This window comes from Streptomyces sp. NPDC048269 (assembly GCF_040652395.1).
In the GTDB taxonomy this organism is placed as follows: Bacteria; Actinomycetota; Actinomycetes; order Streptomycetales; family Streptomycetaceae; genus Streptomyces.
Map to the genome: position 1 here is coordinate 239,456 of NZ_JBEZLW010000006.1, position 19,527 is coordinate 258,982.

The following is a 19,527-nucleotide window of genomic DNA, read 5'->3' on the forward strand; positions in this document are numbered from 1 at the left end:
TTGTCCAGCCCCAGACGGGCGCCGGACGCTTGGTGGCGAGAAGCGCGTAGCGATCTGACGCGTCTGCCCGCCTGGCCGACCCCGATGAGCTTCTGGTCGCTGCCCGGTGCGGGCTGGGCCCAGCCCCGGCCCGGAATCTTTTACATGCGGGGCCGTGTGGGTGTCTGCCCTTGCCCGCGCCCCCACCGCTGACCGGGGGCGGTGAGGTGGCTCGGCTGGCCCTGCGGGGAACCGTGCCCCCGCATCCCTGATGTGGCCGCCCCTGAATCTGAACACTGGTGACCGTTCTTTTGGGGGCTTCCCGTCTGTCCTCGAATGTTCCGGGTCGGGCCGGTCGGTCAAGGGTGGAGCGCAGCGACATCGCGAAGCGACGCGACGAAGGAGCGCCCTTGAGGGACCGGCCCGACCCGGAAGACGATGGGACGGACGGGAAACCCCCAGCCCCACCCTGATCCGGAGTAAGCGGCTCCCGACAACCCGAAGCCACCGCCCCGCCGCCTGATGCCGGGCGAGCGGCTGCCGCCGTCGGCAAGCCGCCAGCACCTCCCCTTATCCCGAGTCGGTGGCTCCGTCCTCCGAAGCCCCCGTCCCCCGTCCCCCGTCCCCCGTCCCCCGCCCCCGTCCCCCGTCCCCCGCCCCCGTCCCCCGCCCCCGTCCCCGATCCCGCCCCGCCGAGGTCCCCGCCCCCGAAGCCCCCACCCCACCCCTACCAGCCCCTCCGCCGGAACCGCGCACCCCCCGCCGTCAGCCGCGCAGCAGCCTGGCCTTGGCCGTCGTGAACTCCTGTGGGGTCAGCAGGCCTTCCCGGGCCAGGTCGGCCAGTTGGGTCAGCTCCGCCGCCAGGCCGGCCGGGGGTGTGGGCCCGCCCGTCGGGGTGTCCTCCGGGTAGCTCCCCGGGGGACCCGCCTCCGGCGGCTCCACCCGCTCCGGCTCCACCCGCTCCGCCACCCGCTCCCGCTTCAGCAGCGCGTCCGTCTCCGACTCCGTCTCCCGCTCCCGCTCCAGCAGCGCGTCCATCTCCCGCTCCCGCTCCAGCAGCGCGTCCGTCTCCCGCTCCCGATCCCGCTCCGCGTCCGCCTCGGCCGGCTCCACCGCCCCCGCCGGCGTCCACCGCACCCCGTGCCGCGGCTCGTCCGCCCGTACCGTGCCCTCCGACGCGCCCGTCGCGCGCGCCAGCAGGCCCCGTAGCAGCGGGTGGCCCGCTGGGCGGTCCGCGGACCGCACCGTCGCTCCCACCGGCCGGATGAACATCAGGCCACGCCCATCCGGGGGTCGGCCGGGATCCGGTCCACCGGGATGCGGACCGAGCCCACGATCCGGCCGCCCGCCGCCCGTACGGCGATCGCCGCGTCCTCGGCCCACACGTGTTCGACCACCAGCAGCAGCGCGCAGCTCCCGCGCTCCAGCAGTCCCGCCGACTCCTGTACGTCCTCCGGCCCGATCAGCCGTGCCACGTCGCGGCCCGTCAGCAGGCCCCGTAGCTCCACGAACTCGTCGAACTCGGCCGCCAGGACCTCCCCCGCCGCCGTCCTCGTCACCACGAGCCCGTCGATCAGCCGGACCACCCCGGTCTTCCGCAGGCCCATCACGGCCTCGACCGCCGGCACCCGCAGCTGCTCCTCCGGGAAGGCGAGGACGATGAATTCCACAGGTCCCATAAGGCTCGGCTCCTGATCCCGACCGTTTGTGACGACTCTTCGGCACACTATGACATAAGCGGACATAGCATCCGTCCGCTTGCTACGTTTCGCCCATGACCGCTCTGACGGCAGAGGTGGCGGAGCCCTCCCCGCCCCCGCCCCCCGACGCCCGCGCGCCCAAGCGCCGCGGCGTCGAGCTGACGCTCCTCGCCGGCGCCGTCCTGATCTCCGTCCTCGGCCACCTCTACGTCGGCCTCGCCACCACCAGCCACATTCCGCGCCCCGCCGCCCCCTACGCCGGCGGCCTCGCCGTAGCCGCCCTCGTCGCGCACGTCGCCGTACGCCTGCGCGCGCCGTACGCCGATCCCGTCGTGCTCCCGATCGCCGTACTGCTCAACGGACTCGGCCTCGTCCTCATCCAGCGCCTCGACGCGACCACCCCGGCCCACCTCACCGCCGACGACCAACTCCGCTGGTCCGCCCTCGGGGTGGGGCTCTTCGTGCTCGTCGTCGGGGCGCTGCGCGACCACCGTGCGCTCCAGCGCTACGCGTACCTCTCCGTCACCGCCGCCCTCGCGCTGATGCTCGTCCCCGTCTTCTTCCCGGCGGTCAACGGCGCCCACATCTGGATCCGCTTCGCCGGACTTTCCTTCCAGCCGGGGGAGTTCGCCAAGATCCTGCTCGCCGTCTTCTTCGCCGCCTACCTCGCCGCGAACCGTACCGCCCTCGCCCTCACCGGCCGCCGGCTCTTCTGGAAGCTGCGCCTGCTCCCCGGCCGCGTCCTCGGCCCGATCCTCACGATCTGGCTGCTCAGCGTCGGCGTGCTGGTCCTGGAGCGCGACCTCGGGACCTCGCTGCTGTTCTTCGGACTGTTCGTGATCATGCTCTTCACCGCCACCGGCCGGATCGGCTGGATCGCGATCGGACTGCTGCTCGCGGCCCTCGGCGCGTACGCGGTCGGGACCTTCGAGCCGCACGTGAACAGCCGCGTGGACGACTGGCTGAATCCATTTGCCTCCATCGACCGCGGCGAAGGCCCCGGCCAGCTCGCGCAGTCCCTCTTCGCCTTCGGCGCCGGCGGCCTGCTCGGTGCCGGGCTCGGCCGCGGCCACTCCTTCCTCATCGGCTTCGCAGCCAAGTCGGACTTCATCCTCGCCACCGCCGGGGAGGAGCTCGGCCTCGTCGGCCTCGCCGCGCTCCTGCTCCTCTACGGGATCCTCGTCGCCCGCGGTTTCCGCGCCGGGCTCGCGCTGCGCGACTCCTTCGGCCGACTGCTCGCCACCGGGCTGGCCTCGATCGTCGCGCTCCAGGTGTTCGTCATCGCGGGCGGCGTCACCGGGCTCATCCCGCTCACCGGGATGGCCATGCCCTTCCTGGCCCAGGGCGGCTCCTCCGTCGTCACCAACTGGATCATCGTCGCCCTGCTGGTCCGGCTCAGTGACAGCGCCCGGAGACCGCGCCCCGCGCAGGAGACCGCCCGCCCGGAGGCCGCCGCGTGATCCGCTACATCCGCTGGTGCGCGTACTTCTGCGCCGTGCTGCTCGTCGCGCTGCTGGTCAACATCGGGCGCGTGCAGGTCTGGGAGGCCGCCGCCTACGGCGCGAACCCGGCCAACAAGCGCTCCGTCATCGAGCGCTACGCCGAACCGCGCGGGAACGTCCTGGTCGACGGCCGCCCCGTCACCGGCTCCCGCGACAGCCGCCAACTGCTGCGCTACGAGCGGACGTACAAGAACGGCCCGCTGTACGCGCCCGTCACCGGTTTCTCCTCCCAGACGTACGGGACCAGCTTCGTCGAGCGCGCCGAGGACGCGGTCCTCTCGGGCACCGACCCGGGGCTCTCCGCCTTCCCGCTCTGGTACGACCTCTCCCGCGGCCGCCCGGCCGGCGGGAACGCGGCCACCACCATCCGGGCGGGCGTGCAGCAGGCCGCGTACGCCGGGCTCGCGGGCAAGCGGGGTGCGGTGGCGGCCCTGGAGCCGGCCACCGGGAAGATCCTCGCACTGGTCAGCAGCCCATCGTACGATCCCTCCGTGCTCTCCGGTACGGGCGCGCGGGTCAAGGAGGCCTGGGCGCGGCTGAACGCGGACCCGGCCAGGCCGATGCTCAACCGGGCGCTGCGCGAGACCTACCCGCCCGGCTCCACCTTCAAGATCGTGACGGCGGCGGCCGCCCTCGACGCGGGCGTGGTCACCGATGTGGACGCGCCGACCGAGACCCCGGACCCGTACCCGCTGCCCGGTACGAGCACGCTGCTGCCGAACGCGAGCACGGGCTGCCAGGACGCCTCGATGGCGGAGGCGGTGCAGTGGTCCTGCAACACGGTCATGGCGAAGATCGGTGTGCGGGTCGGGCTGCGCGGGATGGTGGCGGCGGCGGAACGCTTCGGTTTCAACGGCGACGGACTGCGCGTGCCGTCCTGGGTGTCCCGGTCGAACTTCGACACCGACATGAGCCAGGACCAGCTGGCCCTGTCCTCGATCGGGCAGTTCAACACGCGGGCGACGCCGCTGCAGATGGCGATGGTGGCGGCGGCGGTCGCGGCCGGAGGGGAGGTCAAGTCCCCGTACCTGGTGGACCGGACCACGCAGCACGACGGGTCCCCGGTGCGGCGCGGCGACCAGCGCAGCCTGGGCAGGGCCATGACTCCGGCCACGGCGCTGCGGCTGCAGGAGCTGATGGTGAAGGTGGTGGAGAACGGGACGGGGAAGAACGCGGCGATCCCGGGCGCGGTGGTCGGCGGCAAGACCGGCACCGCGCAGCACGGCGTGGGCAACGCGGGGACCCCGTACGCGTGGTTCATCTCCTGGGCCAAGCCCGAGGGGGCTCCGCTGCCGGCGGTCGCGGTGGCCGTGGTGGTCGAGGACGCGGCGGCGAACCGCGGTGACATCAGCGGGAACCTGGCAGCCGCGCCGATCGCGCGGGCGGTGATGGAGGCGGCGCTCTCGCCGCGCTAGCGGGGCCGGGGGTTGGGGTGTCGGTGCCGGGTTCCTGGCGGAGGGCCGGGGTGGGGCCTGCGCCGGGCCGGGGCAGATCGCCGGTGGCGGGCTCCCGGGGGAGGGCCGGGGCCGGTCGCCGGTGCCGGATCGGCCTCGCGCTCCGCCTGCCGCCCTAGGTGTGTCGTCCAGTGCGCGTGTCACCAACGTCCCGGGGCAGCCCTCAGGCGCCGGCCCCCTCGGCGATGGCGGCCTCGACCTCCGCCACCCGTTCCGACTCCTCGGCCGCGAAGCGCTCGCGGTCGAGGGCCTCGGCGATCTCCTCGTCCTCGCGCATCAGCAGGTCCAGATTCGAGTCACCCATCTCGAAGACGCCCATCTCCAGGTACGCCTTCTGCAGCCGCTCGCCCCACAGCCCGATGTCCTTCACGCACGGCACGATCCGGCTGAACAGCAGCTTGCGGAACAGGGCCAGGAACTCCGACTGCTCGCTGAACTGCTCCGCCTCCTTCTTCGGGATGCCGAAGTTCTCCAGCACCTCCACCCCGCGCAGCCGGTCCCGCATCAGGTAGCAGCCCTCGATCACGAACTCCTCGCGCTCGCGCCGCTCGGCGTCCGTCAACTGCCGGTAGTAGTCCCGCAGCGCCATCCGCCCGAACGCCACGTGCCGGGCCTCGTCCTGCATCACGTACGCCAGGATCTGCTTCGGCAGCGGCTTGTCGGTCGTGTCGCGGATCATCCCGAAGGCGGCCAAAGCCAGTCCCTCGATGAGCACCTGCATGCCCAGGTACGGCATGTCCCAGCGGGAGTCGCGCAGGGTGTCGCCCAGCAGTCCCTGGAGGCTGTTGTTGATCGGGTACAGCATCCCGACCTTCTCGTGCAGGAAGCGCCCGAAGATCTCGGCGTGCCGGGCCTCGTCCATGGTCTGGGTGGCGGAGTAGAACTTCGCGTCCAGGTCCGGCACCGACTCCACGATGCGCGCCGCGCACACCATCGCGCCCTGTTCGCCGTGCAGGAACTGGCTGAACTGCCAGGAGGCGTAGTGCCGGCGCAGCTCGCCCTTGTCCTTCTCGGTGAGCTTGGCCCAGTGCCGCGTCCCGTACAGCGTCAGCGCCTCGTCCGGGGCGCCCAGCGGATCGTACGGGTCCACCTCGATGTCCCAGGAGATGCGCTTGGCGCCGTCCCACTGCTTGTCCTTGCCCTTCTGGTAGAGGGCGAGGAGCCGCTCGCGGCCGCCGTCGTACTCCCAGCTGAAGCGGGCCGAGCCGGTGGCGGGGATCTGCCAGACGCCCTCGCCCGGGTCCTTGGTGTAGAGCTCGTGCGTCGACACTGACGCCTCCTCGTCTCAGGTACTTCCGTACAGGAGCGGACAGTTGGCAGCGTCACACGTTGGTAGACGCGCGGTCAACAAGTCGTGCGCGAGGGATTGACGACCTTGCTGACAGGCAGTCTCATAAGCAGTGACCGCCGGTAACCCAACGAGCGAGGTATCCGAAGCCATGACGACCGCGACCGATCGAACCGCGCTGAGGGACGCACTCGGCCTGCTCAAGGACCGCGAGCAGATCGCCGAACGGCTGCTCGAATCCTCCGCCAAGCACTCCTTCGACCCCGACAAGGAACTCGACTGGGACGCCCCGATGGTCGAGGGCAAGTACTACTGGCCCCCGGAGCTGCTGTCCCTCTACGACACCCCGCTCTGGAAGAAGATGGGGGAGGAGCAGCGCATCGACCTCTCCCGCCACGAGGCGGCGGCGCTCGGCTCACTCGGCATCTGGTTCGAGATCATCCTCATGCAGCTCCTGGTCCGGCACATCTACGACAAGTCCCTGACCAGCAATCACGTGCGCTACGCGCTGACCGAGATCGCCGACGAGTGCCGCCACTCGATGATGTTCGCCCGCATGATCCAGAAGGCCGGCGTCCCCGCGTACCCGGTCTCGCGCGTCAACCACAACCTCGCCCGCGTCCTCAAGACGATCTCCACCACCCCGGGCTCCTTCGCCTGCACCCTCCTCGGCGAGGAGATCCTCGACTGGATGCAGCGGCTGACCTTCCCGGACGAGCGCGTCCAGCCCCTCGTCCGCGGCGTGACCCGCATCCACGTCATCGAGGAGGCCCGGCACGTCCGGTACGCCCGCGAGGAACTGCGCCGCCAGATGTTGACGGCCCCGCGCTGGGAACAGGAACTCACCCGCATCAGCTGCGGCGAGGCCGCCCGCGTCTTCTCCCTCGCCTTCGTCAACCCGGCCGTCTACGAGAACATCGGCCTGGACCGCCGCGAAGCCGTCGCCCAGGTCAAGGCGAGCGGCCACCGCCGCGAGGTCATGCAGACCGGCGCCAAGCGGCTCACCGATTTCCTGGACGACATCGGCGTCCTGCGCGGAGCCGGCCGCAGGCTGTGGAAGAGCTCGGGCCTCCTGGCGTAGGAAGGTCGTCTACGCTGCGGGCATGACCGTACGCGCCTACCGCAGACTGAGCGTCGAGGAGCGGCGAGCCCAACTCCTCGACGCCGCCCTGTCGTTGTTCGCGCACCGGGCGCCGGAGGAGGTCTCGCTCGACGACGTCGCCGAAGCCGCCGGGGTCTCCCGGCCCCTGGTCTACCGCTACTTCCCGGGCGGCAAGCAGCAGCTGTACGAGGCCGCCCTGCGCTCGGCGGCGGACGTCCTCGAACTGTGCTTCGCGGAACCGCAGGAAGGCCCGCTGACCCAGCGCCTCACCCGGGCCCTCGACCGGTACCTGGCCTTCGTCGACGAACACGACGCCGGCTTCGCGGCCCTCCTCCAGGGCGGCAGCGTCGTGGAGACCTCCCGCACCACCGCGACGGTGGACGGCATCCGCCGCGCGGCGGCCGACCAGATCCTCGTCCACCTGTCCGTCCCCGCACCCGGACCGCGCCTGCGCATGATGGTCCGCACCTGGATCACGGCGGTCGAGGCCGCCTCCCTCATCTGGATCGACGAGGGCAAGCAGCCGGAGGTCGACTCCCTCCGGGACTGGCTGGTGGACCAGTTCATCGCGCTGCTGACCGCCACCGCCGCCACGGACCCGGAGACGGCCTCCGCCGCCCGCGCGGCCCTGGCCCTGGAATCGGCGGACGGCCCGGTCGGCGTCCTGGCCCGCCGCGTGATCCCGGTGGTCTCCGAGGCCGCGCACCTGCTGTGACACTGGTGGGGTGAGAAGCGAACCGACCCCCTTCGAGGGCGGCCCGATGGACGGCCGGGTCCTCCCGATCCTGCTCGGCCCGACCGGACACCCGCCGAAGTGGTACGAGATCCCCGTACCGGCCCCCGAGGGCGGCCCCCCGACGGTGCTCCTCTACGAACGCGTCCCGGCGGGCTACTCCAAGCGCCTGGGCCTCCAGAAGGGCTGGAAGTACACCTTCACCCCCTCGGGCCGAAAGCCCAAGGTCCGCTGGCCCTGGACCAAAGCCCCCCGCCCGTAACCACTGAGCGGGCGGGCTGAGCGGCGGGTGGCTGAGCGCGGCCGGGGCGGCACCGGCCCCAGGCCGTGTCCTCCGCCAGGAGCCCGACAGTGACCAAGGCCCCGCCGTAACCACTGTGCGGGCGGGCTGAGCGCGCGGGCGAGGCTGAGCGCGGCCGGGGTCGGCCGGGACCGGCCACCCCCGCCCCGCCGACCTAGGAGCCCGGCAGGGACAGCACCGCCAGCGCCCCGCCGCCCTCCGCCCGCCGGAACTCCAGCCGCGCCCCGATCGCCCCCGCCTGCCCGACGGCGATCGTCAGCCCCAGCCCGTGCCCCTTCGACTTGCCCCCGCTGCGGAACCGCTGCGGACCGTGCGCCAGCAGGTAGTCGGGGAACCCGTCCCCGTGGTCCCGTACCGTCACCACCGGCCCGTCCACGGTCAGCACCACCGGCTCGCGCCCGTGCTTGTGCGCATTGGCCACCAGATTCCCGAGCACCCGCTCCAGCCTCCGCCGGTCCGTCTCCACGTGCGCGTCCCGGACGACCACGACCTCCGTCCGCGTCCCCGAAGCCCGCACCACCCGTCCCGCCAGCCGCCCCAGCTGGTGCAGGTCGGTCTCCACCGCCTCGCTGCCCGAGTCCAGCCGGGAGATTTCCAGCAGGTCCTCCGTCAGCTGGCGCATCGTCCGTACCCGCTCCCGCACCAGCTCCGTCGGCCGCCCCTCCGGCAACAGCTCCGACGCCGCCTGCAACCCGGTCAGCGGCGTACGCAGCTCATGCGCCACGTCCGCCGTGAACCGCCGCTCGCTCTCCAGCTTCGCCTGCAGGCTCCCCGCCATCGTGTCCAGCGCCCCGGCCACGGTCGCCACCTCGTCCTGGTGCCGCGAGGGGTCCTTCGTCCGCGGATCGCCCACCCGCGCGTCCAGGTCGCCCTGCGTGATCCGGCGGGCAACCGTGGCCGTCTGGTGCAGCCGCCGCGTCACGCGCGTCACCGCGAAGGCGCCGACCAGTAGCGTTCCGCCGATCGCCAGGACCGACGAGCCGATGATCGCGTTGTCGAGGCCGCTGATCGTGCGCGCGCTCTGCTCGTAGTCGACGGCGGTGGCCAGCGCCCGCCCGTCCGCCGGCGCCGCCGCCCACATCGTCGGGCGGCCCCGGTGGTCGGCCACGATCGTCCCGCGGTGCCCGCCGACGGCCAGCGCCCGCAACTGCGGCGGCAGTCCCTCGGGATCCAGCCCCGACTCCGGAGGCAGGGCCTCGCCGGCCTCGTACGCCCGCGAGGCGTCGTGCAGCTTGGCGAGTGCCTTCTCGCGCGCCGTGGCCACGGTCTGCCGGGTCACCTCGACATGTACGAGCGCACCCAGCACGGCCGCCAGCGAGCAGCACATCACGACGATGAAGCACGCCGATTTCCAGGTCAGCGTCGCCGTCCAGGCGGGCAGCCGTGGTCTCACCGGGTACCCGGCCCGCCCGTGGCCGCCGGCCCGGCGCCCGTCCCCGGCCTGACGCCGGCCCCCGACCCGTCGCCGGGGCCGGCCCCCGACCCGTCGCCGGGGCCCGTGCCCGGCCCGTCGCCCGGGCCACGGGTGCCCGTCCCACCCGGTGTGTTCGTCACGGGACCGGGGCCCGGACCGGCCGGACTCGCCGGGCCCTGCGGATTCCCCGGAACCCGTACGATCTGCTCGCGGGTCGGCAGCATGGTGAGCTGCTTCTCGTCCCAGGACCAGGCGGTGATCAGCTCGTAGCCGTTGTTCCCGCTGGGCGCGCGCAGGATCACGTCCCGCCCGGCCAGGTCGACGGTGATGACGGTCTGCGTGGTCGCCATGATCCGGTTGAGCCTGCCGTCCTCGTCCGCCGTGTACACCCGTACCGACATCATCTTGTCCGGGAACTCGATGCCGACGATCAGCTCGTCCTTGCCGTTGCCCGTCAGGTCCCGGTAGTAGGGCGCCAGCACCGGGCACTCCTCTGGATCCGCGTCCTCCGTGCCGCAGTCCTTGATCGCGGCTGCGGTCCCGGGCGGCATCCCGTCCGCGCCGACGTCGGCCTTCGGATGGGCCCGCAGCTCCGCCTGGACGAGGGCCACCGGGTCGACGCCGTGCACGTCCTGGTCCCGGACGGCCGGGATCCCCTTGACGTACTCGGGCGGGGCACCGCCCGGATCGGCCGGAGGTACGACGGCGCCCTGACGGTCCGGCCACAGGTGTACCGGCCCGCTCACGGTCGGCGTCGAACCCGCGCCGGCCAGTCCACCGCTGCCGCCGCACCCGGCCAGCAGGGTCACCAGGGCGAGCGCCGCGAGCGCCTGAGCGGTGGAGGCGGCGGCCGAGCGGAAGGAAAGCGTGTTCACGGGCCCCAGCGTCCTCCTGTCCGCGCGGTACGACGTTCGATCCCGGCAACCTTATGCGGAGGTATGCCCATTTCGCTTGCAGCCTTCTGGGCCTGCGGGCCTGCGGGCCTGCGGGCTTGGGTCTGCGGCCGGCGGCCCGTGGTGTGCAGCCTGCGGTGTGCGGTGTGCGCTTTTGCGGCCCGCCGCCCGTCGGCGGCGGCCGTGCCTCAGCTCTCGGTCCGTCCGCGCCGCAGCATCGCGAAGCCGAGCCCGGCGGCGCCGATGGCCGCGATACCGCCGCCCGCGGCGAGCATCAGTACGCCCTCGCCCGGCCCGTCGGCCAGCGTGTTCAGACGCAGCACCCTGGCCGGGCCGTCGGCCGCGGCCCCGCTTCCGCGGTCCGCCGCCTTCGGCGCCGACGCGGCGACGATCTGCCCGCTGCGGGTGCCGGTCTTGTGGCCTTCACCCCCGACCGCGTGGGCGACAGCTCCCGCAGCCGCGTCGCCCACCCAGGACGTGAGCCGCCCGTCCGACTCCAGCGAGGCGTGCAGCTCCCCGGTCCCGCCGACGTCCGTCACCCCGTTGCGGCTGGTCAGGGTGGTGGCCTTGTGGCCCTCGGCGGTCAGGATGTCCGCCCGGTACGCGCCCTCGGCGAGGCGGTAGACCTTCGCCGTGGAGGTGCCGTCCGCGAGGGAGAGGCTCTTGACGAGAACCTCCTGCGGACCGGCGGAACGCGCGGACGAGGCGGCGGGCACGCCCTCGGCGAGAGCAGCGGCGGTGGGCAGCGCCAGCAGACTTCCGGCGCAGGCGGTCACGGCGGCGGCGCGAACGAGAGTGCGGCGGCTGACGGTGCTCACGGGAAACCCTTCGGTGCGGTTCAGAGCCTGGCGTGTCCAGGTGCGACAAACCTAGGCGCCGGCCGTTGCGACAGCGCCCCGTTCGTGTAACAGCGGTGTCGCAGGGTCACGTCGGAGTCGTTACACAACCGGGGGATTGCCGTGCGGCGCCCCGGCTGCTCCCATGGAGCGCGGGGGTGAGGGCGATGAGGGGACTCAAGGTACTGCCGAGCGGCCGGCCCGGCCGCGGGCGGCTGTACGTCAACCTGCCCGACGGGCAGGCGGTGGCCTGGTACGACCGGCAGGCGAACCGGATCAGCGTGCTGGAGGACGACCACTGCGAGGCGATCCTGGCGGTGTTACGGCCCTACCTGAGCGGAACGGTCTCGATCGGCCCGCCCCCCGTACCCACGGCGGCCGACCTGGCCGGCCTCGCGCTCCCGCCGGACGCGGACCTGGCTCCGAACCGCCCCGGCGAGACCCTGATGGGGGAGCTGGACCACGGCCCGGCGGGCACCCGGGCGCGGCACCGGCTGCGCCAGGACCTGGTGGCCCAGCAGCGGATGGGGGATGCCTGCGACGCCCTGGAGGCGGACGGCTGGCGGATCCTGCACTGCGTCCCGCTCCCGGGGATGGGCCTCATCGACCATCTGCTCATGGGCCCGGCCGGGATCTTCTGCGTCCGTACCGTCCCGGGCCGCCGCCAGCGCGCGGTGGTCGGCGACCTCCTGCTCACGGTCGGCCGGGCGGAACCCCACCCGGACCCGCGCTGGGCCCGCCGCGCGGCAGCTCGCGCCACCCTCGTCCTGACGGCGCAGGTCACTCCGGCCCTGGCGGTGGCCGACGCCTCCCGCGTCGAGGTGGCCCCCACGGTCCGCGACATCCGCGTCCTCCAGCCCACGACGGCAGCCGCGGACCTCACCAGAACCCCGGCCGCCCTCAAACCTCCGGACGTCGAAGCCCTGTTCACGCTGGCCCGCGACGTCCGGACGTGGCTGGGCAACTCCAGCCCCGCCTGGGAGTCCCCCCGGACGGAGCCCGGAGGGGTGTGAGGCGCGGGGGCCGGGGCGGAGCGCCGGCTCGGGACGGGTCGGGGCGTGGGAAAAGGCCGCAGGCCCCCGCCCCCACCGGGGTCAGGCGGAGGCCCGCTTCCGCGGTGCGGCCTTCTTCGCGGCCGCGGCCGTCTTCTTCGCGGTCGTCTTCTTCGCGGCCGCCGAAGTGGACTTGGTCGCCGCCGTCTTGGCGGACTTGGCGGTCTTGGCCGTCTTCGCCGACTTCGTCGTCTTCGTGGACTTGGCGGCGGCCGTGGTCTTCTTCGTCGCGCCGGACGCCGTCTTCTTCGCCGAAGCCGCCGTCGACTTCTTTCCGCCCACCGCCTTGGGCGCCGCCGCTGCCGCCGTCGACTTCTTTCCGCCCACCGCCTTGGGCGCCGCCGCTGCCGCCTTGCGCCGGATCGGCCTGACCTCGGCCTCGGTACCGGCCTCGGCACCCGTCTCGCCCCGCGAGGCCTTGGCCTCCTTCACGCTCTTCTCCAGCGCCGCCATCAGGTCGATGACCTTGCCCCCGGCCGGCTCCACGACCGCCTCGGCCGGCTCGAAGGCCCCACCCGCCTTCGCCGTGATCATCGCCTCCACGGCCTCGCGGTAGTCGTCGTGCAGAGAGGACAGCTCCACCTCGCCGAGCGTCGCCATCAGCGCGTCCGCCAGGTCGAGTTCGGCCTCCCGTACGGACACGTCCGCCTCCGGCGCCACCCCCTCCGGCTCCCGGATCTCGTCCGGCCACAGCAGTCCGTGCATCGCGATCACGTCGTCGACGACCCGCAGCATGCCCAGCCGCTCCCGCCCCCGCAGCGCGTACTTCGCGATCGCGACCTTCCGGCTCCGCTTCAGCGCCTCCCGCAGCAGCGTGTAAGGCTTCGCCGCCGTCGCCCCGTTCGCCGCGATGTAGTACGCCGCGTCCATCTGCAGCGGATCGATCTCCTCCGCCGGTACGAACGACATGATCTCGATCGTCCTCGCCGTCGCGATCGGCAGCTGCCCCAGGTCCTCGTCGGTGATCGGGATGATCGACCCGTCGCCCTCCTCGTACCCCTTGCCGATCTCGGCGCCCGGCACCTCCTCGCCGTCCAGCTCGCACACCTTGCGGTAGCGGATCCGCCCGCCGTCGGCGAGGTGGATCTGACGGAAGGAGATCGAGTGGCTCTCGGTGGCGTTCACGAGCTTGATCGGAATGCTGACCAAGCCGAAGGAGATCGCCCCGTTCCAAATGGATCGCACGGTTCCTCCTGATTCGTGGCAATCTCATCGTATGACGCCGATCACAATGGTGGAGGGCCGTCGCATCACGCTCAGCAACCTCGACAAGGTCCTGTACCCGGAGACCGGCTTCACCAAGGGCGAGGTGCTCCACTACTACGCCACCGTCGCGGGCACCCTCCTCCCCCACATCCACGACCGGCCGGTGTCCTTCCTGCGCTATCCCGACGGCCCGGACGGCCAGCTCTTCTTCACCAAGAATCCGCCGCCCGGCACACCCGCCTGGGTGAAGACCACCCCCGTGCCCCGCTCCGAGGACGTCTCCGCCGAGCAGGTCGTCATCGCCGACATGGCCACCCTCATGTGGTCCGCCAACCTCGTCGTCGAGTTCCACACCCCCCAGTGGCCCGTCGGTGCCCCCGCCGTCGCCGACCGGATGGTCCTCGACCTCGACCCCGGCGCGCCCGCCTCCGTCGTCGAGTGCTGTGCCACCGCGCTCTGGCTGCGCGACCGGCTCGCCGCCGACGGCCTGCACGCCTTCGCCAAGACCTCCGGTTCCAAGGGCATGCACCTGGCCGTGCCCCTGGAGCCGACCCCGTCCGCGCAGGTGTCGGCGTACGCGAAGCTCCTCGCCCAGGAGGCCGAGCGCGAGCTGCCCCACCTGGTCGTCCACCGCATGGCCAAGGCCCTGCGCCCCGGCAAGGTCTTCGTCGACCACAGCCAGAACGCCGCCGCCAAGACCACCGCCGCCCCCTACACGCTGCGCGCGCGGGCCCGCCCGACCGTGTCCGCGCCGGTGTCGTGGGAGGAGGTCGAGGCTTGCCGGACCCCCGAGGACCTGGTCTTCCTCGCCGATGACATCGGGCCGCGGCTGGAGCGTGACGGGGACTTCTTCGGGCCGCTGATCGACCCCGGCCTGGCCGTGCGGCTGCCCAGGGTGCGGGGAGCCGGGCCGTGATCCGGGTCGCGCTGGCCGCCGCCGTACGGACCCTCCCGCGCGGGGCGGGCCTGGCCTACGAGCCGAAGTTCGACGGCCACCGCCTGGTCGTCGTGCGCTCGGAGTCGGATGTGGTGCTGCAGGCGCGCTCCGGCCGGATCGTGACCAGCGCCTTCCCCGATCTGGCCGTGGCCGCGCAACAGTTGCCCGCCGGGACGGTCCTGGACGGTGAGGTGGTCGTCTGGCACGCGGGCCGGACGGACTTCGCGCTGGTGCAGCGGAGGGCGGCGGCCACCGCCGCGCGGGCCGCCGTACTGGCGCAGAGCCTGCCGGCCTCGTACGCCGCCTTCGACGTGCTGGAACTGGCCGGGCTCGACCTGCGCGGGCGTCCGTACGAGCGCCGCCGGGCGCTCCTGGTCGACCTGCTGCTGCCGCTCGGGCCGCCGCTGCAGCCGGTGCCGATGACGACCGACCCGGAACTGGCCGCCACTTGGTACGAGACCCTGCCCGCCAGTGGTGTCGAGGGGCTGGTCATCAAGCGGCTGGACCAGACGTACCCGGCAGGACGACGCGGCTGGCAGAAGCTCCGGCACACGGACGTCCGGGACGCGGCGGTGGTCGGCTACACCGGCACTTCGCGGCGCCCGCTCGCCCTGGTGCTCGTCCTGCCGGTCGGGGACGAGACCCCGCTGGTGTCGAGCCCACTGACGGCCGCCCTGCGGGTGGAGCTGGCGGCGGCCGTGGCCGAGCGTGCCGAGGTGGCTCCGGCCGGGGCGACGGTCACGGCGATCGGGCTCGGCGAGGTCCCCTACCGGCCGCTCGACCCGCCCCTGACGGCGGAGGTCCGGGCGACCTCGGCACGCCACCCGCCGCCGGAGGTGCTGCGGCTGCGGACGGACCCCTGAAGGCCCGGGCGGCCGCAGGAGCCGCGGGCGGGCATGCGCCGGGGTGCGGACAGGCCTCTGGCCCGCGCGGGAGGCGCGGGCCAGAGGGGAAAGGCGGCGGGCCGTCGACGGCGGGCGTCGGCTGCGGGGCTCTGCGTCGGCGCTGAGCACTGAGTTACTTGAGCACTGAGCGTCGAGCGCCAGGGGCGGAGGGCGTCAGCTGTGGGCGCCGCGTCCCGCGTCCGGGGGAGCACCGGGCTGTGGGTGCGGGCCCGGCCCTTCCACCTGCTTGTGACCGGACTCGCGTCTCGCCCGCACGTCCTCCGGGTGGTCCGAGGTCATGGAACCGAAGTTCCCGTACCCCTGCATCTCGTGCGGTCTCAGACCGCCCTCGGGGATCTCCACCGGGTCCCGCTCCTCGCGGACCTCGTGGACGGCTCCGCCGTTCGGCAGGTGGGGCTGGCTCTCGGGGCTGGGCGGCGGGGGCTCCTTCGCCCGGACCCGCTGACCCAGCTTGAACCCGCCCAGCAGGAAGCCGGCGATCGCTATCCCGACGACCAGGAACCACGCGATGTCGGTCAGCGTTTTGTCCACGCTCAGGATCATGTCCATGAAGCCCATTTTCCCGCACTTCGACGCGATATGCGCTGTTTTCACGGGGATACCTTGCGCCGTCCGGGGTACGCGATCCTGCGGAAGCCCCGTGGAGAAGGAGGACCGGTCATGCCCCGTGGATCTTCCCCCAAGCGCGAACGCCAGTACGAGCACATCAAGGAGAGCGTCGAGCAGCGCGGCGAGTCCGAGGAGAAGGCCAAGGAGATCGCCGCCCGGACGGTCAACAAGGAACGCGCCCGCGCCGGCGAATCCAAGACCGCGAGCAAGGAGTCCCTGGAGGACATGTCCTCGTCCCGGCGCGGCGGCCTGCACTCCCACTCCGGCGCGCAGGGCCCCACGTACGACCAGCTCTACGCGGAGGCCCGGCGCCGCAACATCCACGGCCGCTCGGACATGAACAAGGCCCAGCTCAAGCGGGCTCTGGGCGACTGAGGCCGGTCGGGACGGTCGGGCCGGTCGGACTCCGAGGCCCGGTCGGACCCGTATGCCCGGTCGGACCCGTATGCCCGGTCGGACCCGTATGCCCGGTCGGACCCGTATGCCCGGTCGGGGCTCGGCCGGGCCCGCAGCCTGACCGGCCCCGGCCCCGGCCCGGTCGGTGCCGGGGTCGGTGCCGGGATCGGGTCAGTCGCAGACGAGGGTGCCGGGGTCAGTCGCAGACGAACTGGTTCCCCGCCCCGCGGAACAGCCGGGACCGCAACGGCCCCGGCGCCGCCCCCAGCGCCCGCTCCCGCTGCCGCCGGACCACGTAGCGTCCGGGCGCGATGCCCGTGGCGCCGTGCTCCGGGTGGATCAGGTACGCCACCGCCGTCGCCTCCAGCGCCCCGAGCGCCAGCCCCGTCGGGTCGGTGATCTCGTCCGTCCAGCGGCACTGCTGCGGATCGGCGACCAACGTGTGCGGGTTGCCGCCCGCCGTACTGCGCAGCAGCTCGATCCCCTCGGGCGGTACGTCCAGCCACCTCGGGTCGGGGGACCAGCTGCGCCCCAGGCCCACATGCCCCAGCATCCCCATCGGCACCAGCAGCAGGTCTCCCTGCGCCTGCATCCCGTCGACCACCGGAACCGCCATCTCGCGCGCGAGGTGCTCCAGCACGTCGAGCCCGGTCCGTTCCGTCAGTTCCCCCAGCGTCACCACATGCATCACCTCTGCCTCGTCGTCATGAACCTCGTGAACCGTCATGTCCTGCGCACGAGTTGTGCGTACTGCCGCCCGCTCACGCCGTACGTCCACCCGGCCGCGTCGAGCGGATCGTCGAGATGGGCGGGCACCCCGAGCCCGTAGCGCCGCCTCCGGCCGTCCGGCTCCACGGAGCCGTTGACCGTGAGCAGCAGCCTCCCGCGCCGACCCCACACCCCGGCCGGTACGTCGTACAGGCTCAGCCGAAACCCGGGATTACCCGGATCATCGGCCGTCCCGACGAGTTCCAGCCCGGCCTGCTCGACGTACGAGTCCCAGCCGATGCGCTCGATGGCGCTGCGCCGTACCTCGATGTTGGGCTCGGCGTGGATCCGCTCGACGGTCGGCCCGGTGACGACCCACTTCGGCACCACGGTCCCGTGCAGCACGTACACCTCGCTGCCGTCCGCGAACCGTACGGCGGGCTCGTCCTCGCCGTGCAACCGGATCTCGCCGTGCACCGCCGCGGGTGCCGGCTCCGTACGTACGGCGGTGGGCCGCTCGGCCATCACGCACAGCCCGGGCGCCGCCCACCACCACCCGGTGGCGCGGGCGAGCCTCGCCCACAGCCGCAGCTCGGCCGCGTCGTGGGACCGGTACCGGGCGGCCCCGACCCGCGCGCAGACGTCGTAATAGCCCACCCAGTGCGCATCGTGCTGCCCGTACCAGGTCATCAGTCCGGCCACGGAACCCACGGAGTTGCGCACGGTGGACCTGAGGGCGTCCGGTACCGAGGCCTTCAGGGCGTCCCCCACGGCGGTGCGCAGCACTCGCCGCACCGACCACCCGGCGGCCAGCGCCTCCTCGGCCGGGGTCCCGGGCGGCAGCGGCCCGCGCTGCGACCAGGGTGGCGTCCACGGTTCGGCGACGGCCTCGCCGAGCCGGTGCCGCAGGTCTGACTCCATGCGGGCGAGCCGGTCCGGCAACGGCCAGGCGCGGGCGGTCTGCGGTCGGTCGTCCTGCCGCAACAACCCGGCGCGGAAGCCGGGTTCGTCCCGTACGGCATCGAGGGCGGCGGCGGGGGAGGCCACCCACACGAAGCGCGGCGGGGCCTCCCCGAGCAGTCGGTAGATCTCCCCGACCGCGTCCTCGGCGTCCGCCCGCTCGGCCGGCCGCGCCCTCAGCGCGTGGGCCAGCCACTCGTCACGCAGCGCGCACGCCTCGCGCACGCGCTCGTACGCGTCCTCGTTCTCGTTCTTGTTCTCGCGTTCGTACGCGAACTCCCGGGCGCTCACAGGCGCCCGGCGGAGCCCGCCTTTCCGTCTACTACGTCTACGAAGGTCATGCGGGGGAGCGTGCCAGCCGCGTTGCCCCGCATCAACTCCTTTTCCACCGGGGCGAGCCGGCGCTCATCCCCTCGAGCGGGCCCGCCCATCCTCCTGAGCGAGCCCGCTCATCCCCCTGAAGCGGGCCCGCTCATCCCTTGAGCGGGCCATCGGAGTCGCGCGGTGCCGGGGTCTCCCGGCCGCTCAGTACCCCGAGGATCTCGGCGCAGATGGCCAGGGCCGTCTCGGGTGGCGTCTTCGCGCCGAGGTCCAGCCCGATCGGGCCGTGCACCAGAGCCAGTCGGGCCTCGTCCACCCCGGCGGCGATCAGCCCTTCCCTGCGTCGTGCAGTGGTCCGCCGCGACCCCAGCGCCCCGACGTAGGGGATCCGCAGGTCGAGCGCCATGCGCAGCGCCGGGACGTCGAAGTCCGGCTCGTGGCTGAGCATGACCAGGCAGGCGGCGTCCCGATGGTCCGCGAGCACCTTGCCGGCGTCCGCCGCGGAGTCCACCAGCCGCGTGCCCCAGCCCAGCAGCGCGGCCTGCCGCTCGATGATCCCGGCGAGCTCGCCGCCCCCGCCGATGACCACGTACGGGGCCGACGGGTACGCCTCGACGAGCACCAGCCCGGTCTTCCCGTACAGCGCGTCCCGCCCGGGCCGCCGGGTGGCCAGCAGCTCCCCGGCCCGCCGCCCGGCGTCGTCACGCGGCGTGTCCGTGGCCCGCACGACCTCACTGACGGCCTGATCGGCGGCCTGGTTCAGCCGGGTCACCAGAGCCACCCCGGCCCCCTCGCCGAGCAGCTCCCACCACTCGGCCGGGATCGCCGACAGCGGCTGCAGCAGCACCTCCGCCTGCCCGCCACAGGTCAGCTTCGCCTCCACGGCCTCGGCCGCGCCCACGGACACCTCGCACACCCGCGCGGTGTTCCCGGCCGCCACGGCCCCGGCCTCGGCGACGAGCTCGGCGTCGAAGACCCCCTGGTACAGGGCCCCGACACACTCCCCGCGCGCGTCGACGAGCAGCGCCCCGGCCGGATCCCGCGGCCCGAACCCCTGCTCGGTCACGGGCCGGGCCAGGTACCCCGCCCGCCCCTCGGCCACCCACCGCCGCGCCGTCTCCACCAGCTCACGCATCCGCGCCGCCCATCCCTATGCGAGCTCACTTCCCGCAAAGCACCAGGTCAACGGCACTATGCGGCCTCACCGATCACCCTACGCACGCCCCCCATC

20 protein-coding genes are annotated in these 19,527 nt (G+C 73.1%); 9 read left to right on the top strand and 11 right to left on the bottom strand.

From position 1 onward, the window contains the following. Nucleotides 1–744: 744 nt before the first annotated feature. Together AB0D48_RS09830 and AB0D48_RS09835 are read right to left on the bottom strand one after the other, a co-directional pair. The gene (locus tag AB0D48_RS09830; protein WP_362392884.1) at nt 745–1,224 is read right to left on the bottom strand and encodes a hypothetical protein; all 480 of its coding nucleotides are present in this window, start codon (nt 1,222–1,224) and stop codon (nt 745–747) included. Between the two features lie 26 nt (nt 1,225–1,250). Continuing rightward, complete coding sequence (locus AB0D48_RS09835; RefSeq protein ID WP_328927624.1) at nt 1,251–1,658, bottom strand: DUF6325 family protein; 408 nt, start codon at nt 1,656–1,658, stop codon at nt 1,251–1,253. Nucleotides 1,659–1,753: 95 nt separating this feature from the next. On the opposite strand from AB0D48_RS09835, the gene AB0D48_RS09840 reads away from it, so the two are divergent. Both AB0D48_RS09840 and AB0D48_RS09845 read left to right on the top strand, forming a co-directional pair. Beyond that, nucleotides 1,754–3,139 carry an FtsW/RodA/SpoVE family cell cycle protein gene (locus tag AB0D48_RS09840; RefSeq protein WP_362392887.1) on the top strand — a complete coding sequence of 462 codons (1,386 nt, stop codon included), beginning with the start codon at nt 1,754–1,756 and terminating at the stop codon, nt 3,137–3,139. Beyond that, complete coding sequence (locus AB0D48_RS09845; protein WP_362392890.1) at nt 3,136–4,596, top strand: penicillin-binding transpeptidase domain-containing protein; 1,461 nt, start codon at nt 3,136–3,138, stop codon at nt 4,594–4,596. Before AB0D48_RS09840 ends, AB0D48_RS09845 begins: the two co-directional genes overlap by 4 nt. A 202-nt stretch (nt 4,597–4,798) precedes the next feature. Here the strand turns inward: AB0D48_RS09845 and AB0D48_RS09850 are convergent, their stop codons facing one another. Further along, nucleotides 4,799–5,905 carry a ferritin-like domain-containing protein gene (locus AB0D48_RS09850; protein ID WP_362392893.1) on the bottom strand — a complete coding sequence of 369 codons (1,107 nt, stop codon included), beginning with the start codon at nt 5,903–5,905 and terminating at the stop codon, nt 4,799–4,801. Nucleotides 5,906–6,074: 169 nt separating this feature from the next. Between AB0D48_RS09850 and AB0D48_RS09855 the strand changes: the two genes are divergently transcribed. Genes AB0D48_RS09855 through AB0D48_RS09865 form a run of 3 tightly spaced genes read left to right on the top strand, consistent with a single transcriptional unit; the run spans nt 6,075 to nt 8,020 of the window. Further along, a complete protein-coding gene (locus tag AB0D48_RS09855; protein ID WP_362392896.1) occupies nt 6,075–7,004 on the top strand; it encodes a diiron oxygenase in 930 nt (309 codons plus the stop codon). A 22-nt stretch (nt 7,005–7,026) separates the two neighbouring features. Next, a complete protein-coding gene (locus AB0D48_RS09860; RefSeq protein WP_362392899.1) occupies nt 7,027–7,740 on the top strand; it encodes a helix-turn-helix domain-containing protein in 714 nt (237 codons plus the stop codon). Between the two features lie 10 nt (nt 7,741–7,750). After that, on the top strand, nt 7,751–8,020 hold the full coding sequence (locus AB0D48_RS09865; protein ID WP_362392902.1) for a hypothetical protein: 270 nt from the start codon (nt 7,751–7,753) through the stop codon (nt 8,018–8,020). A 193-nt stretch (nt 8,021–8,213) separates the two neighbouring features. On the opposite strand, the gene AB0D48_RS09870 is transcribed toward AB0D48_RS09865, so the two are convergent. From AB0D48_RS09870 to AB0D48_RS09880, 3 genes are all read right to left on the bottom strand, one after another. Further along, nucleotides 8,214–9,386 carry a HAMP domain-containing sensor histidine kinase gene (locus AB0D48_RS09870; RefSeq protein WP_362393077.1) on the bottom strand — a complete coding sequence of 391 codons (1,173 nt, stop codon included), beginning with the start codon at nt 9,384–9,386 and terminating at the stop codon, nt 8,214–8,216. 62 nt (nt 9,387–9,448) lie between these two features. Beyond that, nucleotides 9,449–10,348, bottom strand: coding sequence for a hypothetical protein (locus AB0D48_RS09875; protein WP_362392909.1), 900 nt, complete (start codon nt 10,346–10,348; stop codon nt 9,449–9,451). Nucleotides 10,349–10,554: 206 nt separating this feature from the next. After that, the gene (locus AB0D48_RS09880; RefSeq protein WP_362392912.1) at nt 10,555–11,184 is read right to left on the bottom strand and encodes a hypothetical protein; all 630 of its coding nucleotides are present in this window, start codon (nt 11,182–11,184) and stop codon (nt 10,555–10,557) included. A gap of 185 nt (nt 11,185–11,369) precedes the next feature. On the opposite strand from AB0D48_RS09880, the gene AB0D48_RS09885 reads away from it, so the two are divergent. Beyond that, entirely contained in the window at nt 11,370–12,215 is an 846-nt protein-coding gene (locus AB0D48_RS09885) for a nuclease-related domain-containing protein (RefSeq protein ID WP_362392915.1), read from the top strand. A gap of 81 nt (nt 12,216–12,296) precedes the next feature. Here the strand turns inward: AB0D48_RS09885 and AB0D48_RS09890 are convergent, their stop codons facing one another. Further along, nucleotides 12,297–13,439 carry a Ku protein gene (locus AB0D48_RS09890; RefSeq protein ID WP_362392918.1) on the bottom strand — a complete coding sequence of 381 codons (1,143 nt, stop codon included), beginning with the start codon at nt 13,437–13,439 and terminating at the stop codon, nt 12,297–12,299. Between the two features lie 31 nt (nt 13,440–13,470). On the opposite strand from AB0D48_RS09890, the gene ligD reads away from it, so the two are divergent. Continuing rightward, a complete protein-coding gene (gene ligD, locus AB0D48_RS09895) occupies nt 13,471–14,376 on the top strand; it encodes a non-homologous end-joining DNA ligase (RefSeq protein ID WP_362392921.1) in 906 nt (301 codons plus the stop codon). Beyond that, complete coding sequence (locus AB0D48_RS09900) at nt 14,376–15,260, top strand: ATP-dependent DNA ligase (protein ID WP_362393080.1); 885 nt, start codon at nt 14,376–14,378, stop codon at nt 15,258–15,260. The genes ligD and AB0D48_RS09900 overlap by 1 nt, the downstream gene beginning before the upstream one ends. Nucleotides 15,261–15,455: 195 nt before the next feature. On the opposite strand, the gene AB0D48_RS09905 is transcribed toward AB0D48_RS09900, so the two are convergent. Then, on the bottom strand, nt 15,456–15,851 hold the full coding sequence (locus AB0D48_RS09905) for a DUF6479 family protein (protein WP_362392924.1): 396 nt from the start codon (nt 15,849–15,851) through the stop codon (nt 15,456–15,458). A 111-nt stretch (nt 15,852–15,962) separates the two neighbouring features. On the opposite strand from AB0D48_RS09905, the gene AB0D48_RS09910 reads away from it, so the two are divergent. Further along, nucleotides 15,963–16,286, top strand: a complete 324-nt coding sequence (locus tag AB0D48_RS09910; RefSeq protein ID WP_362392927.1) for a plasmid stabilization protein — start codon at nt 15,963–15,965, stop codon at nt 16,284–16,286. Between the two features lie 217 nt (nt 16,287–16,503). Here the strand turns inward: AB0D48_RS09910 and AB0D48_RS09915 are convergent, their stop codons facing one another. The 3 genes from AB0D48_RS09915 to AB0D48_RS09925 form a co-directional block, all read right to left on the bottom strand. Then, the gene (locus tag AB0D48_RS09915; RefSeq protein WP_362392930.1) at nt 16,504–17,034 is read right to left on the bottom strand and encodes a hypothetical protein; all 531 of its coding nucleotides are present in this window, start codon (nt 17,032–17,034) and stop codon (nt 16,504–16,506) included. Next, nucleotides 17,031–18,266, bottom strand: a complete 1,236-nt coding sequence (locus AB0D48_RS09920) for a DUF6745 domain-containing protein (protein WP_362392933.1) — start codon at nt 18,264–18,266, stop codon at nt 17,031–17,033. The genes AB0D48_RS09915 and AB0D48_RS09920 overlap by 4 nt, the downstream gene beginning before the upstream one ends. Before the next feature lie 181 nt (nt 18,267–18,447). Further along, a complete protein-coding gene (locus AB0D48_RS09925; RefSeq protein WP_362392936.1) occupies nt 18,448–19,431 on the bottom strand; it encodes an XdhC family protein in 984 nt (327 codons plus the stop codon). Nucleotides 19,432–19,527 lie beyond the last annotated feature (96 nt).